We start from the raw sequence: 15057 nt of genomic DNA on the forward strand, positions 1-15057 counted from the left end.
AAAAATATTTATGATTAGGTAAATCTTATTGAACCGCCAAGTACCGAACGGTATGCTTGGTGGTGTGAGAGGTCGCTGAATAAATTAATTATTCAGCTCCTACTCGATTGCCATATGGATGAGAATGACTATCAATATTAAATAAACTTTTATAATGGAGGGCTACAATGAAAATAGCATTAGCGGGGAATCCCAATTCAGGAAAAACTACACTTTATAATGGAATCACAGGAGAAATGGAGCAAGTAGGAAATTGGTCTGGAGTTACAGTATCAAAAAAAGAAGCAAGCCTTAAGAAAAAATATAATCCTAAGGGGGTTGAAGTTACAATTGTTGACCTTCCAGGTACTTATTCTATTTCACCATTTACCGGGGAAGAAGCAATTACCAGAGACTTCATAATTAGTGAAGCGCCAGATGTAATCATTAATATTGTGGATGGTGCCAATGTTAGTAGAAGCTTGTTCTTTACAACACAGCTTTTAGACCTTGGAATTCCAGTAGTTATTGCACTTAATAAAAGTGATATTATATCCAAAAGAGGGGATACCATAGATCAAAATCTCTTGAGCAGGGCATTGAATTGTAAAGTTATTGCAACTACTGCCACATCCGAAGATGGTTTATTAGAGTTAATTAGTGAAGCTATTAAAGTGGGGTCTGAGAAGATGCTTCAAATCTCACCAAATTTTGTAGACAAAGATTCTGATGTAACAAGACAAAAGTTTGTAGATGATATCATAAAGAAGTGCCAAGTTAAGAAAAGAGATGCTAGTAAAATAACTCTATCTGATAAAGTAGATAGAATTGTGGCACATAAATGGTTAGGAATACCTATATTCTTTATGATTATGTGGGCAGTATTCTCATTTTCTATTGAAGGACTGGGTGGATATTTATCAGGATACTTTAATGATGTAGTATTTGGGCAAATTGTTCCAGATGCAGCTAATACTCTTCTGCAGGGAATGGGAGTTAATTCTCTATTGCAAGCCCTTATAGTAGATGGTGCGATCGGTGGTGTTGGAGCAGTTATAGGATTTTTACCTCTTGTTATGGTATTGTTCTTTTGCTTATCACTGCTTGAAGACTGTGGATATATGGCTAGAGTAGCAGTATTAATGGATAGATTTTTCAAGAAAATTGGACTATCTGGAAAATCAATTATACCTATGATTGTAGGATCTGGGTGTGCTATTCCAGGTGTTATGGCTACTAGAACAATAGAAGATGTTAATGAGAGAAGAATGACTACAATTCTTACTCCATTTGTGCCTTGTGGAGCTAAACTCCCAATTATAGCGCTATTTGTGGCAGTATTTTTCCCAGGAAATGCTTGGGTTGGACCTAGTATGTATCTCCTTGCAATTACAATGATAATAATTGGTGGCCTTTTATTAAAGAAGATTTTTGTATGGGAAAATACATCTCAGTTTATTATGGAACTTCCAGAGTATAAATTTCCAAGTTTTAAATATGCCTTTCTTCAAATGATAGACAAAGCAAAAGCTTTTATTTATAAGGCTGGAACGATTGTACTTGTGTGTAATACCTTTGTATGGTTTGCGCAGGCCTATGGCTGGAATCTTAGCCCCGTAGAAGATCAGAGTTTAAGTATACTAGCTTCAATAGGGTCAGTAATTTCACCGCTTTTCATACCCCTTGGATTTATTGGCTGGCAGCTTGCAGCTGCAGCAATAACAGGTTTTATTGCCAAAGAAAATATTGTTGCTACATTTGCAGTGTTACTTGCTGTAACTTCAGAAGAAGCATTACATTTACCAGGAGGCGTGTTAACTCAATTTTTCACACCAGTGACAGCTTTAGCATACCTTGTATTTAATTTATTTACTCCACCTTGCTTTGCAGCAATTGGAGCTATGAATTCAGAGATGGGTTCAAAAAAATGGCTATTTAAGGCTTTGGCTTTCCAATTTGGTGTTGGATATACTCTAGCTATGTTAGTAACTCAAATTGGTACACTTGTAGTATATGGTAAACTAGCAACTGGATTTGTGCCAGCAATAGGAGTAGTCGTTATTATTGCAATTTATCTTTTCATAACTATTAAAAAGGCAGATTCTAAACGCGTCGAATTAGGAGTTGAGATGTAATTATGGGTAATATAATAGTTGGGTTAGTTTTCGCAGGTATTATAATATTTGCTTTTAGGAAAGTATATTCTGATACCAAGAACAATAAATGCAGTTGTGGCAGTAGTTGTTCTGATAAAAGTAAGTGCAATAAGAGGTAATTAGTATCAATATATAAAGAGGCTATACATCAAAGTAAGGATTTGATGTATAGCCTCTTTTAGTAGCGTGAAGTTAATTAATCTAATCAACATCAGTAGCCATTAAAATAACCTCATCTATGGAATATCCATTTACGCTTATAAAACTGGAATAATTATTCTTTATTTTTTTATACAACTTTCTCGTATAGGACATCCTAAAAGGATAGTACTTTTCAATATTTTTTATGTAATCTTTACTGTATAAATTATAATTTTGTGAAATTGCTTCGAAAATAAGAGAGATTAAGTTTTTCTTTAAGAAGGCCTTCATTTTATAGGATTCTTCTGATATAAAGCCTTCGTCTAAATCTATTACTTTATTAGAAAAATCAAATAAAGCATTAGTGATATTATCTAAAGGCCATTTTTCAGTAGTTTGAGAAAATATAGTCATGTGGCCGCTTTGGAGATCTTCTTTTGCATCCTGTAAATCATCGCAAAACTGAAGGAGTACGCCATAAGCAAACATAAAATCAGCTTCATGAATTGATAGTTTTCCATTAACAAGGTAAGCATCTGCAAGTACTGAGGTGCCACCTTTTTCAATGCTTATACCTAAAATATCTTTTTCATAAGGTGAAACCATACCCTTTTGCTGCGTAAGGCTATTGCATTGAGCAGCATGTATGCATAAAAGACTATCATATATTTCTCCATAGCAAGCTCTGGGATATTGACCTTCAATTATACTAACTAGTTTAAATAAAGCTTCTTCATAGGGGTTAATTGGTTTTATTTCTCCGCCCTCTAGCCTCAGTTTAAATCTTTCATTAATTGCTTTCTTATCTTCCAAGGATATTTCAGTGCTATCTAAATAATTATCAGTGTAAGGGTAGAGCATACTATAAGCGAAAACTGAAGGAGTATATTCCACCTTAAGGTTAAAGAGAACTTGAATTATATTCATAATCCAAACATTCCTAAGAGCTTGAACCATTTTATCTAAACTTATAGTATTATCAAATTCCTTAACGGTGCAAATAAACTTATGAGTTATTATAGGAAGTGACTTTGAAAAGTCACCATTAATTTCATCTTCAGTAAAACCACAAGAACGTCCAAAGTCTTTTATCATAGACCACAAAGTATTTTTCCAAGCACCTCGTGGAGTTTCATCTTTAGGGCACTCTTTTAGGTGTGAAAATAGTTGGTTTAAAAACTTATTCATATGCTTTTCACGTAGGATTTTTTCTTTAAAGGAAATTTCTTCCCCAAAGACAGGAAAACACTTATATGTATCCCACCATAATTTCATATATTTATTCTTATACTTATCCACCATAGCATGTACAGCTGAACTATTCAAAATCTACCTCCCCATGCAGTTATAAAGCAGTTTATATTACGTTTGTGAGTGATGTTATTATAGTCTGTGTTGCATTCACAACAAAAGTATCCATTTCATTTTTGTTTAGGTAAATAAAGTTTTCTTTTGTATCTTCATTTTCTCCTAAGTAAAAGTCTGTAATGTATTTAACTTGTTTTGTAAATGCACCTTGTGGATAATAATCCAGATAATCGGGTACTTTTAATATATTTTTAAATGTTGCAAAAAATAAGCATTTAGGATTATTCTCTAAATATAAAAAGTCCAATCCATACCAATCTTTTTTTATAGTCCAAATAAATTTAGGGTCTTTCTCTAAACCTTCATTATATAAAGGAGTAAGTTTTTTTTCATCAAAAAGCTTTGACCACTCTATATCGGTTAGTAAGTGGACATAATACCCTAATATAAATGAATAATAAGCTTTATCTTGTCTTAGCACAGTATTTTTTATATATTTGATATAGAAGGCATTTGCATCTATTTTCTTTTCGTCGTCTAACCAATGTGTAATACTTTTAGGGGGATTAAAGCTGCTCCAATCCTCATTAGGCACTCCTGAGTCTGGACCTATATTTCCTACTGTAAATGCTTCGGTGTCTAAATCGTATTCTTTATTTAGGATATTCTCAGCTATTCTAAGGTGTGCAATCCATGTTGCCATTTTAATCACTCTCTTCCTCTATATACTTTAATTTTTCTTAATATCTCATTTATTCTTTCTAATGCTATTTTGATACAAGATGCAACTACAAAAGCATAACTATTTGTATAGAACATGTATGGTTTCTAAGTAGTTAAATTTATATCCAACCCAAGTGCTAATATTAATGGCAGGTTTGTTTTGAGGATGATGACATACAAGGGACCTGTCGAAATTAATATTTTCAAATAATCTTTTATACATAGATGCATAAAGCCATTTGCCTAAGTTTCTTCCTCTATAAGATTTTTTAACTCCAATCATAAATTGGTAAGGAAACCGAGGGTCATTATTATTTACAGATACATTTGATTTAGCAATCATTTCATTATTTGAGTTGAAAATCATATAACAATTATGAGTAATATTTCGGTTTCTATTAGAATCATTGATTTGTATTTGTTTTTCAGGTGTTATAACATATTCAACATAACCATCTTCTGATACATCTGTCATATCTGCCATAGTTTCTGTATATAGATCACAATATTGTTTAATATACTCTTCTGAAATAATATCAGTATATTTAATAGAAAGACCACTATTTTTTGTTTCATATTCTTTTATAGATTTATTAAGCATGTCTATATTAATGTCTTCCTTTTTTAAAGTATAATAGTTACCTCTTAAGGATACCTTGCCACTATGTTTTTCTATTAGCTCCTCTAATTCATTATTATAAGTAACTACTGCAAGTTCACCGTGCTGATCTAACTTATCTGCAATTAACCGATTTATAGAGTTAAGTATAGCCTCGTCAAAATTTGTATCAGACAAAGATATGCTTAATCTATATTGTTCTTTTCCACTCCAATCAGCAGATTTAGTGAAATTTAATATTCCGCATATTAAAGAATCCCTTTCAAATACAAATAGCTCATTATCAGTTCCCATGAAGGTTGATAAAAATAAGTCCTTATAATTATCAATGCTCTCAAATCGATCTAAAAGGTTATACTTTTTTACTATATTATTGTTTATTAAATATAAGTTTTTAGTTTCATTTGTTGTTAGGTTACTAGGATCAATTTTATAGATATTGTACACTAGTTATTCACCGCCTTATTTCGTATTTTGTTTGCTTAATAAGCATTATAACATTTTTAACTGTATATTTTGTAAAAATGATTATTAATAGGTATATTTTGTTTCTCTTAAACTGGTACTGATAACTCACAATAGGCACGATCCAATATATAAAGTAATAACTCATAATTTAGCAGGAATGCTTAATTATGAGTTACAAAAAAGTATTATTTGATAGGAATATATATATCAAATTCTCCATTATTCATAAATCTTTCGTCGTATAATTCTAGTTGAGGTCTATAGTCCATTTCATGCCCTGAAGTTGGAATGAATTTGGCGAATATGTCATTGAAGAACTCACCTAAATCTTTTATAGCTCCGCGGTAAGTATACACCAGGTACTTACCTTCTGGGACAAACTTTGTTTCCATACCTTCTGGTACATCTAAAAAGCTGTCAACTTCTACGCAAGCAATATAGTGGAATTTACCTTCTGAGTCCATTTCACCATCACATATGCCATAGCACAGCATAGATTTACTTTTTTGATTTATATCTTTATAACGTTTATTAAATGCTTCCCAAAGGGCAGGGATTTCTCCATTAGTATTGTTTCCGAAGTAAGGTATACCTACAGCCTTAAATCCTTTGATGCTTATTATTTTTCCTTCCATAATTACTACCTCCATCCACTTATTTGATATTTTAATTATATCAAATAATCCTTGCCAACAGTATGTCAGGGATTTATATAATTTTATATAAATTTAAAATTTTATTGTTTTTTTTAATTACATATTCTCTAAGTTCTATAGGTTCTAAAACCTCAATTCTATCACTTAAAGGAAAGATTAAATTGCAGGCAGTTTGAAAACTTATCATATCTATATCATAAATCCAATTATCCTGGGCTTTAAGGGAAGAGATTACATGAAAGCCTTCAAGAGTTGCCTTCTTTTCCTCATAGAATTTAAGTTTAACAGGATATGAATTATGAGTAACCTTAAGAGCTGATTGTCTAACAAATTGATGTTTACTATTTTCCCAGAACTCTTCTAGATTAAAACTCTCATCCATATTGAAATTCTCAACTAGAACTTCAATATTTGTAATTCTGCTACACTTGAAAATTCTAATTTGACTTTTTAATTGGCAAAAGGCTATCAAATACCACTCAGAATCTTTTACTACCGCACCGTAAGGCCTTACAATTCGCTCAGATACTTCCCCCGTATATTTCTTATAATATACTTTTAACTTTTTTAAATTAAGTACTGATTTTTTTATAATATCTACGTTCTGATTTTGTACTCTTTTCCCCCACCATGGCTGCGAATCAATAAAGAATCTTTCTTTAGCTTTAATTATTTCTTCTTTATGTTCTTTTGATACACTACTTTCAAGCTTAATAACGGCATTTTTAAGTTGTTGTGACATTTCAGTGTTCTTTTCTGAGTGAATGCCCATACTTGAAAGCAATAGATTAACTACATCGCCGCCTTCTAACACATCTGAATTTACCTTGTAATTATCCATAAATGAAAAACCACCACTAGGACCTGGAGTAGAAACAATAGGGATACCTGTTTCGCACAATATATCCATGTCTCTGTATATTGTTCTTTCTGAGGTTTCAAGTATTTTAGCTAATTTCCTAGCGTTCATTATTCCTTGTGAATTGAGCAACATAATAATTCCCAGTAGCCTGTGAAGTCTCATGAGATCACATCCTTATTCTGATTTTATTAAAGGACTCCCTAATTTTAAGGAGTCCCCTTTTGTTAAGATAAAGCCTGCACTTCAAAGTCCATGCATCTTTTATAAATTTCTTCATGTACCAACGCTTTGATATGAGTACCTTCTTCACTATAAACCTCACTTATAACACTAGAATTCTCATGAAGTATTGAAATTAGTTTTTGCTCAGTATAAGGGATAATAAATTCTTTTTCTATAAGTTTAGTTGGAATTTCCATACCTATAATATGCAGTAATTCATTTAAATTTAGTCCTTTTATGGCGCTAACTTCTATTATTTTTTCACCTTTCAAGAATTCATGTATTTTCTTTAAATTCTCCTCAGAGGCTTTATCAACTTTGTTTAAAACAATTATAGTATTTTTATCTTTGGCATTAAGTTCATTAAGAACTAGGTTTACTGACTGAATTTGATTTATTGCCTCCTCATTTGAAGCGTCTACCACATGCAAAAGCAAATCAGATTCAATAACTTCTTCTAAGGTTGATTTAAATGCAGTAACAAGCTCATGAGGGAGTTTACTAATAAAACCAACAGTATCAGATAACGCAATTTTTCTATTGTCACTTAAAGTTACAGCCCTAACAGTGGTATCCAATGTTGCAAAAAGCATGTCGGCTTCTAGAACACCTTCTTTACTGATACTAGCGGGTGCAAAGATTTCACAGAGCTTATTTCTTAAAGTTGATTTGCCTGCATTTGTGTATCCAACAATAGCTACCCTGCTAATATTATTTTTAGTTCTTCTTACCCTTTGCACAGTTCTCTGATCTAGCACTTTAGTCAGAGCATTTTTTATTTCTTCTATTCTGAATTCTATGTGTCTTCTATCAGTTTCAAGTTTTTTCTCGCCAGGTCCTCTTGAACCAACACCACCTTTTACTCCAACCCCACCTTTAATTCTTGAAAGATTTGCATTTGCATCTCTTAGTCTAGGGAGCTTATGATTAAGAATAGCAAGCTCAACTTGCAGTATACCTTCCGTGGTTTTAGCACGTCTTGCAAAGATATCTAGTATGAGAGTTGTTCTATCTATTATTTTGCATTTAATAACTTCTTCTAGATTTCTAACCTGAGAACCGGATAGTTCATCATCAAATATCACTACATTGGCATTTTTAAGTTGCCTTAAGCGCGCTATTTCCTGAACCTTACCTTGCCCTGCATAGAAAGCAGAGTTTATTTTATTTTTCTTTTGAAGTACCGTGTATACAGGGACAACATTGCAAGCTTCAGCCAGACCAATAAGTTCCTCAAGGCTTTCTTCACTATCAGTTCCCACTAAAATAGCTCGCTCAACATTATCTTCATATTGCTCTATTTTATAAATAAGCTTATCAATATAAGTTACTTTTTCTCTAAAATTTAATTGTAATGAAGCTTCTAAACTTAAGTTTTTAAACTCTTTAAAGGTTAGTGAATTATTAGAAACTTCACAGAAACCTATATTTATAGTAATATCCTGCACATTTTCTTTAACTCCAATAGCAACAATAGCATCTAGTTTTAGTTCTACTAACGCTGATGTATCCATTGAAGACAGGGTGCTATCTCCAGTTGGGTGTGTATGAATTACCCTAAAGCCACTTAGCTTTTTACTTGCAAAATCCATGGGTGGTATTTCGGCGCTACTCACATTCCCAACTGAAATGCCAGTGACATTGCCTCGTCTACTTATAACCACACATAATTCTTTTTTTATTAATTTAGTAATTTCGTTCATTTCTTCTACTAATTCATAAGAAAGAACATTGTCATTATCTATTATTAAATCATATAAGCTTTCTAGTCTTTCAAGTATCACCGTTTTAATCCCGCCAATATTTCCTGTTATCATATAATTTCCTCCAATCAAAATTTGTCTATAATATAATTTTCATCTATATCTATATCTATATAAATCTAATCCTCATTTTTTTAGCCTCCTATTTAGATTTTAATTCCAGAGCTAAGGTTAATATTCTTATTTTAGGCTCATTTCAAACTCCCCCTAAGATAATTTCGTGATAGCTGTTTTTATAAAGCTATCTAAATATATAAAAGCCACAGAAATAATGTAAGCTATAAAAGCATACCATTGCAGCGCGGCTAGAATACTAATAAAATTCAAAACAAAAAACCGCAGATTTTCTCTACGGTATTTATATACAAATTTAAATAGATGCAAAGACTGAAACATAGTTCAGCTTAACAGCTATTTAATAAAACCAATTTTTAATTTGGCTCATTTAAATACAAAAAACCGCAGATATGAAGTCTGCGGTAAACTTTTTACACATAAAATAATATATTAGTCACAATATATTTGAGTTATCCACAGCAGACTGTATATTTAATTGATTGGTTGTGAGTTAATTTTACTTTATCCTTATAAATTAACATTTTACAGTCTCCTTTCAGAATCTCTTAATATAATATATTCATTATAATCCAAATTTTTACCATTGTAAATACTTTTATTTAAATAAACTTTATATTGACAATATTCAAAATAAGGCATAGTATATAGAAAATGAATATTTAGAATTCTTTGAAGGGAATAGTAAATATTATCTTAGTATCCAAAGCGAGTAGAGGACAGTGAGAGCTCTATGAGAAAAGTAATATTGAAAGACATCCTGGAGATACTTATTTGAAATATATATTAGAATAAGTCGGATTCCTCCGTTATAGGGATTAGAGATGATTTAGTTGATTTTTAACTTTATCAAATTAGGATGGCACCGTGAATATAGCTTTCACTCCTATTATGGAGAAGGGCTTTTTTTTGTTCCACTCAGTTTTAGCGGAAACGTTTTAAATGAGTGTTGACTTAATAGATTTGGCCAATCTATTGAGGGTGTTATTTAATATTTGATAAATTTGAATTAATAAAGTTAAACAAGGGTGGTACCGCGAAATATTTTGCCCCTTGAGCTTATGGCTCAAGGGGCTTTTAGTCGTTAATTTATATATTAAATTGTTTAGTAAAAAAGCTAGTATTTCTAGCAATACATTATATTGAGGAGGAAAATATTATGAAAAGAATTATGGTAAATGAATTACAAAATCACACAAATGAAAAGGCTTTGATAAAGGGTTGGGTATATCGTGTGAGAAAGCTTAAGGCTATTACCTTTGTTATTCTAAGGGATAGAACTGGGCTTGTGCAATGTGTTGTAGAAAATAGTGTGATGGATATTAGTGCAGTAAAATTAGAGTCCATTGTATCAATAATTGGTGAGGTAAAAGAAAGCAATAATGCATTAAATCCCTTTGAAATATTAATTGAAGAGTTTCAAGTGATTAACAGCTCAATAGGAGAGTTGCCTATTGAAATAAACAAGAATGAACTGGAGATAAATTTAGATACTATGCTAAATAACAGAGTGTTAAGCCTTAGACATCCAAAAGTAAATTCAGTATTTAAAATTCAAAATATTATTGTTCAAGGGTTTAGGCAATTCTTAACTAACGAGGGGTTCACAGAGATATTCACCCCCAAAATTGTTGCAGAGGGGGCAGAAGGGGGAACTGATATGTTTGAAGTTAAATACTTTGAAAATAAAGCATACCTTGCTCAAAGCCCTCAGTTTTATAAACAAATGATGGTTGGAGCAGGTTTTGAAAGAGTTTTTGAAGTAGCACATGTGTATAGAGCAGAGCAGCACAATACAAACAGGCACCTAAATGAGTATATTAGTATGGACTTTGAAATGGGATTTATTAAAGATGAAGAAGATATTATGGAAATGGAAGAAAGACTATTGAAGTTTATCTTAAATAAAATAGTGGTAGAAGGGAAAATATATATAGAAACATTAGGTGCAGATATGCCAAAGATAGAAGATAAAATACCAAAAATCAAATTTAGCGAGGCTTTAGAAATATTAAAAAAGGAATATAATAAAGCAGACTTAGACGGAGACTTAGACCCAGAAGGGGAAAAATTAATTTGTAGATATGCTAAGGAAAAGTTAGGCTGTGATTTTGTATTTTTAACTCATTACCCAAGGCGAAAAAGACCAATGTACACTATGCCCTATGGTGAGGAAGAAACAAGAAGTTTTGACTTACTATTTAGGGGTGTAGAAATCACTACTGGAGGACAAAGAATTCATGACTATAACATGCTAATAAAAAACATTGAGTACAAAGGGTTGAAACCAGAAAACTATGAGAACTATACCTGCGTATTTAAGTATGGAATGCCTATTCACGGTGGCCTTGCTATTGGTCTTGAAAGAATAACGGCGCAATTATTAGGTCTAGAGAACGTTAGGGAGGCAACACTTCTACCAAGGGATAGAACAAGATTAGTACCTTAAATTATAGATGCCCATGTCTTTTATATTGTAGTAAATATTAACTTAAGATTTTGTATCCAGCACAGGTTGACATATACTATTTTTAGGACTACTATATAAGTATACCCCCCCTGCAGGGTAGGGGGTCAAAGAGGAGAAATAATAAATAATGAATAATGAAAAGAAAGAAGCCATAAAGACTTTAAGAATATCAAAAGGACAAATTGAAGCAACTATCAAAATGATAGAAGATGATAGGTACTGTGTAGACGTATCAAACCAAATTATTGCGGCACAATCCCTTTTAAAGAAAGCTAATTTATTAATTTTAAAACAGCACATTAATCACTGTGTTGCAGAGGCCTTTGAGCATGACAAAGGAAGCGAGAAAATAGATGAAGTTATAGAGCTTTTATCAAAGATAATTGGTAAGTAGAATATATTAAGATTATAAATGGAGGGAATTGTATGGTAACCAAGTCATTAAAAATAGAAGGAATGACCTGCGCAGCTTGTGCAAAAGCAGTAGAGAGAGTAACTAAAAAATTGCAAGGTGTAGATGAATCAAATGTAAATATTGCTACAGATAAATTAAGTATAAGCTTCGATGAGACAAAGGTTTCTGTAGAAGATATTCAAATAGCTATTGGGAAAGCAGGATATAAAGCAATTAGTGATGTTAGTAATAAAACTATGAAAATAGAAGGAATGACTTGTGCAGCTTGTGCAAAGGCTGTAGAAAGAGCTACAAGAAAGCTTGATGGAGTTACGGATGCAAATGTTAATTATGCAACTGAAAAGTTAATTATAAACTACGAACCTTCAAAGCTTAACGTAATAGATATAAAGAAGGCGGTAGAAAAAGCTGGATATAAGGCTATAGAAGAAGAGACTACAGTAGATGAAGATAAAGGGAGAAAAGAAAAGGAAATGGAACTATTATGGAAGAAGTTCATTATATCTGCCATTTTTACGATTCCACTACTTTATATATCTATGGGTCATATGATGGGGCTTCCTCTACCAGATTTTATTAATCCAATGATGAATCCTGAAGTTTTTGCTTTATCACAATTACTTCTAACTATCCCCGTTGTAATTGCTGGGAATAGATATTATACGGTTGGATTCAAAGCATTGATTAGAAGAAGTCCAAATATGGATTCTCTTATTGCAATAGGTACATCGGCAGCAGTTTTTTATGGAATATTTGCAACGGTTAAGATTGTTTACGGTGATACAAGCTATGCTATGGACTTATACTATGAGTCAGCAGCAGTAATTATCACTTTAATAACCCTAGGTAAGTATTTAGAATCTGTTTCTAAGGGAAAGACTTCTGAAGCTATAAAGAAACTTATGGGACTTGCTCCAAAGACAGCTATAGTTATAAAAAATGGAATAGAAGTAGAGATTACCATTGAAGAAGTGGAAGCAGGAGATATCTTAATAGTTAAACCAGGAGAAAAGATGCCAGTAGATGGTGAGGTTGTAGGGGGTATTACTTCTGTAGACGAGTCAATGCTTACAGGTGAAAGTATGCCAGTAGAAAAGAATGTTGGAGACAAGATTATTGGTGCAAGTATAAATAAAAACGGAACTATAAATTATAAAGCTACTAAAGTAGGCAAGGATACAGCTCTTGCTCAAATTATAAAATTAGTAGAAGATGCTCAAGGGTCTAAAGCTCCAATTGCGAAACTTGCAGATGTTATTTCAGGTTATTTTGTTCCAACAGTTATAGCCTTAGCAGTTTTATCTGGGTTAGCATGGTACTTTATTGGTGGAGAATCATCAATATTCTCACTTACAATATTTATATCTGTTCTTGTGATTGCTTGTCCTTGTGCTCTTGGATTGGCCACCCCAACAGCAATAATGGTTGGTACGGGCAAAGGTGCGGAACATGGTGTTTTAATAAAAAGTGGTGTAGCGCTAGAAACTGCTCATAAGATACAAACTATAGTATTCGATAAAACAGGTACGATAACTGAAGGTAAACCAAAGGTTACAGATGTGGTTGTTATAAAGGGCATAACACAAAGTGATTTATTACAATTAGCCGCATCAGCAGAAAAAGGATCAGAACATCCACTGGGTGAGGCAATTGTAAAAGATGCCATAGAAAAAGGACTAGAGTTTAAGAAGATTGATTTCTTTAAAGCTATTCCAGGTTATGGTATTGAGGTTAAAATAGATGGGAAAGAGATTTTACTTGGAAATAGAAAACTTATGGTTGACAGTAAAATATCGTTAGAAGAGCTTGAAAATATTTCAGATGAATTAGCAATAGAAGGTAAGACTCCAATGTATATAGCTATAAACAACATGATAGCAGGCATCATTGCTGTTGCTGATACTGTTAAAGAAAGTAGCAGAAAAGCAATAGAAAAGCTTCATGAAATGGGAATTGAAGTGGCAATGATAACTGGGGACAATAAAAGAACTGCCCAGGCTATAGCTAAACAAGTGGGTATTGATAGGATATATGCTGAAGTATTACCACAAGACAAGGCAAATGAAGTTAAAAAGCTTCAAGCAGAAGGAATGAAGGTTGCTATGGTTGGTGATGGTATAAATGATGCTCCGGCATTAGCGCAAGCTGATATTGGCATAGCTATAGGCTCTGGAACAGACGTTGCAATGGAATCAGCAGATATAGTTCTCATGAGAAGCGACTTAATGGATGTTCCTACAGCAATACAATTAAGTAAAAGCACTATAAGAAATATTAAACAAAATCTGGCCTGGGCTTTTGGATATAATATAATAGGAATACCAGTTGCTATGGGAATACTACATATATTTGGAGGACCATTATTAAATCCTATGATAGCAGGGGCAGCAATGAGTCTTAGTTCTGTGTCAGTGGTAACTAATGCTTTAAGATTAAAGAGATTTAAGATTGCAGCATAGTAGATGATGATTTAAAGGAGAAGTTTATGAAACACAATGCTAAAGTTGTAATAATCAGCTCATTTAAAGAACTGTTAAACAAGAAATCTATAGACAAGCTCACAGTGAAGGCAGTCTGTGAACATTGCAGTGTAAATAGGCAGACTTTTTATAATCACTTTACTGATATCATGGATGTTTTTAAATTTATATTTTTTGAGGAATTATCAATAGAGATTGCACAAAACAGAACCTTTGAAACCTGGAGTGGTGGATTTCTGGCCACAATGAATTATCTAAAGAAAAATTCAAAAATGATCCTACATGTACACAACTCTTCTTATTGGCAGGAGTTTAATATCTATTTTACAAGTTTTTCTAGGAGGTTACTAGAAGTTGTGGTTGATGAGTGTGTTGAAAAAACAGCAGTAAAATTAAATGATAAAGATTATAAGTTCATCGTTAATTTTTATAGACATGTGTTTAATGGACTCATTATAGATTGGGTAAGTGAAGGAATGGAAGAAGAACCAGAAATTATCCTTGAAAAGCTTTTAATAATGATAACAGGAAGTATACCTCGTTCCGTGGCTGCATTTGTAAAGGAAGAAAAAAAGAATAATCAATTTAAATAAACAAAAGTGTCCAAAGTAATCTGGTACCCTTGTCAAGGACAATATAAAAAGGAGTATTAAGAAGCTAAAAGATGATTTCTGTATTGTACGGGAGTCATCTTTTTTAAGTTCCATTGGTATCTATAAT

The 15057-nt window shown here is 32.4% G+C and carries 13 protein-coding genes and 1 other annotated feature; of the genes, 6 read left to right on the forward strand and 7 right to left on the reverse strand.

Annotated elements, in window-relative coordinates; all coding sequences use genetic code 11:
* Positions 1–167 precede the first annotated feature (167 nt).
* Positions 168–2114 (forward strand): ferrous iron transport protein B, encoded by a 1947-nt coding sequence (gene feoB, locus LGK97_RS18845; RefSeq protein WP_226261739.1) that lies wholly within the window; start codon positions 168–170, stop codon positions 2112–2114.
* Positions 2115–2116: 2 nt separating this feature from the next.
* Positions 2117–2254: a FeoB-associated Cys-rich membrane protein gene (locus LGK97_RS20085; protein ID WP_226261741.1), complete on the forward strand. Its 138-nt coding sequence runs from the start codon at positions 2117–2119 to the stop codon at positions 2252–2254.
* An 82-nt stretch (positions 2255–2336) separates the two neighbouring features.
* Here LGK97_RS20085 and LGK97_RS18855 read toward each other — a convergent pair whose 3' ends face one another.
* From LGK97_RS18855 to hflX, 6 genes are all read right to left on the reverse strand, one after another.
* A complete protein-coding gene (locus LGK97_RS18855; protein WP_226261743.1) occupies positions 2337–3602 on the reverse strand; it encodes a hypothetical protein in 1266 nt (421 codons plus the stop codon).
* A 31-nt stretch (positions 3603–3633) separates the two neighbouring features.
* Positions 3634–4287, reverse strand: coding sequence for a hypothetical protein (locus tag LGK97_RS18860; RefSeq protein ID WP_226261745.1), 654 nt, complete (start codon positions 4285–4287; stop codon positions 3634–3636).
* Positions 4288–4386: 99 nt separating this feature from the next.
* Positions 4387–5373 carry a GNAT family N-acetyltransferase gene (locus LGK97_RS19990; RefSeq protein WP_226261748.1) on the reverse strand — a complete coding sequence of 329 codons (987 nt, stop codon included), beginning with the start codon at positions 5371–5373 and terminating at the stop codon, positions 4387–4389.
* Positions 5374–5579: 206 nt separating this feature from the next.
* Positions 5580–6029, reverse strand: a complete 450-nt coding sequence (locus LGK97_RS18870; protein WP_226261750.1) for a GyrI-like domain-containing protein — start codon at positions 6027–6029, stop codon at positions 5580–5582.
* 73 nt (positions 6030–6102) lie between these two features.
* Complete coding sequence (locus LGK97_RS18875; protein ID WP_226261752.1) at positions 6103–7074, reverse strand: helix-turn-helix transcriptional regulator; 972 nt, start codon at positions 7072–7074, stop codon at positions 6103–6105.
* 62 nt (positions 7075–7136) lie between these two features.
* Positions 7137–8951: a GTPase HflX gene (gene hflX / locus LGK97_RS18880; protein WP_226261754.1), complete on the reverse strand. Its 1815-nt coding sequence runs from the start codon at positions 8949–8951 to the stop codon at positions 7137–7139.
* Between the two features lie 684 nt (positions 8952–9635).
* Positions 9636–9863, forward strand: a binding site (T-box leader).
* A 268-nt stretch (positions 9864–10131) separates the two neighbouring features.
* Between hflX and aspS the strand changes: the two genes are divergently transcribed.
* The 4 genes from aspS to LGK97_RS18900 all read left to right on the forward strand — a co-directional run bounded on the left by aspS (position 10132) and on the right by LGK97_RS18900 (position 14930).
* On the forward strand, positions 10132–11421 hold the full coding sequence (gene aspS, locus LGK97_RS18885) for an aspartate--tRNA(Asn) ligase (protein ID WP_226261756.1): 1290 nt from the start codon (positions 10132–10134) through the stop codon (positions 11419–11421).
* Between the two features lie 148 nt (positions 11422–11569).
* Positions 11570–11836 carry a metal-sensing transcriptional repressor gene (locus LGK97_RS18890; protein WP_226261758.1) on the forward strand — a complete coding sequence of 89 codons (267 nt, stop codon included), beginning with the start codon at positions 11570–11572 and terminating at the stop codon, positions 11834–11836.
* Between the two features lie 32 nt (positions 11837–11868).
* Positions 11869–14316 carry a heavy metal translocating P-type ATPase gene (locus LGK97_RS18895; RefSeq protein ID WP_226261760.1) on the forward strand — a complete coding sequence of 816 codons (2448 nt, stop codon included), beginning with the start codon at positions 11869–11871 and terminating at the stop codon, positions 14314–14316.
* A gap of 26 nt (positions 14317–14342) precedes the next feature.
* Positions 14343–14930, forward strand: a complete 588-nt coding sequence (locus LGK97_RS18900; protein WP_226261762.1) for a TetR/AcrR family transcriptional regulator — start codon at positions 14343–14345, stop codon at positions 14928–14930.
* 56 nt (positions 14931–14986) lie between these two features.
* Here LGK97_RS18900 and LGK97_RS20090 read toward each other — a convergent pair.
* Positions 14987–15057, reverse strand: a 71-nt coding sequence (locus LGK97_RS20090; protein WP_375293644.1) for an IS3 family transposase, incomplete at its 5' end; no start/stop codon positions are given.

The sequence above is a fragment of the Clostridium sp. CS001 genome, from assembly GCF_020443565.1.
GTDB lineage: Bacteria > Bacillota > Clostridia > Clostridiales > Clostridiaceae > Clostridium_AD.